General features: G+C 66.3%; 1 protein-coding gene. It reads left to right on the top strand.

What is annotated here, in order from left to right:
• Nucleotides 1-260: 260 nt before the first annotated feature.
• Nucleotides 261-1,142 (top strand): acyltransferase domain-containing protein (locus AB0C66_RS35925; RefSeq protein WP_362448817.1); only part of this gene is annotated, 882 nt, incomplete at its 3' end.

Below are 1,142 nucleotides of genomic sequence, written 5' to 3'. Positions count from 1 at the left end.
CGGTGTTGCCGTTTGTGTTGTCGGGTCGTGGGTCGGGGGCGTTGTGTGGTCAGGCTGCTCGTTTGCGGTCGTTTGTGGTGGAGCGGCCGGATGTGGGGTTGGTGGATGTTGCGTATTCGTTGATGGCTGATCGTGCTGTGCATGGGCATCGGGCGGTTGTGGTTGCGTCGGGGCGGGAGCAGTTGCTGGATCGGCTGGCGGTTGTTGCCGGGGGTGGGGCCGGGGCGGGGTGTGGGTCTGGTGTGGCGGGTCGGGGTCGTGTGGCGGTGGTGTTTTCCGGTCAGGGTTCGCAGCGGGTGGGGATGGGCCGGGAGTTGTATCGGCGGTTCCCTGTGTTCGCGGCTGCTTTTGATCAGGTGTGTGGGTTGCTGGATCCGATGGTGCGGGCGGCTGTTTTCGGTGAGGAGGGTGCTGGGGGTCGTCTGGATTCGACGGAGTTCGCGCAGCCGGCGTTGTTCGCCGTTGAGGTGGCGTTGTTCCGGTTGTTCGGGTCGTGGGGTGTGGTCCCGGATTTTGTGACGGGTCATTCTGTGGGGGAGGTCGCCGCGGCTCATGTGTCGGGGGTGTTGTCGCTGGCGGATGCCTGTGTGTTGGTGACCGCGCGGGGTCGGTTGATGCAGGGGCTGGCGTCTGGTGGGGTGATGGTGGCGGTCGCCGCGGGTGAGGATGTGGTGGCGCCGGTGGTGGCCGAGCGGGGCGGGCGGGTGTCGATCGCCGCGGTGAACGGTCCGGCGTCGGTGGTGGTGTCGGGGGTCGAGTCCGCGGTCGAGTGGGTTGTGCGGCGGTTGTCCGAGCAGGGTTGCCGGACGAAACGGCTCGTGGTGAGTCATGCGTTCCATTCGCCGTTGATGGAGCCGATGCTGGACGATTTCCGTGCGGTGGTGGCCGGGTTGGCTTTTCAGTCGCCGCATATCGCTGCCGTGAATGAGGCGATAGCGGATCCGGAGTATTGGGTGCGGCATGTGCGTGACACGGTTCGGTTCGCCGATACGGTCACGGAGTTGCATGCGCGGGGTGTGACGCGGTTTGTCGAGTTGGGTCCGGACGCGGTGCTGACCGGGTCGGTGCGGGAATGCTTGGACGGCCAGGACATTACGGCGGTGCCCAGTCTGCGTCACGGTCGTGGCGAGGTCGAGTCGGTG

Origin of the sequence: Streptomyces sp. NPDC048636 (assembly GCF_040650655.1) — a bacterium.
Classification (GTDB): Bacteria; Actinomycetota; Actinomycetes; order Streptomycetales; family Streptomycetaceae; genus Streptomyces.
The sequence above is the reverse complement of the archived record's forward strand: the minus strand, read 5'-3'. Positions and strand labels throughout refer to the sequence as shown.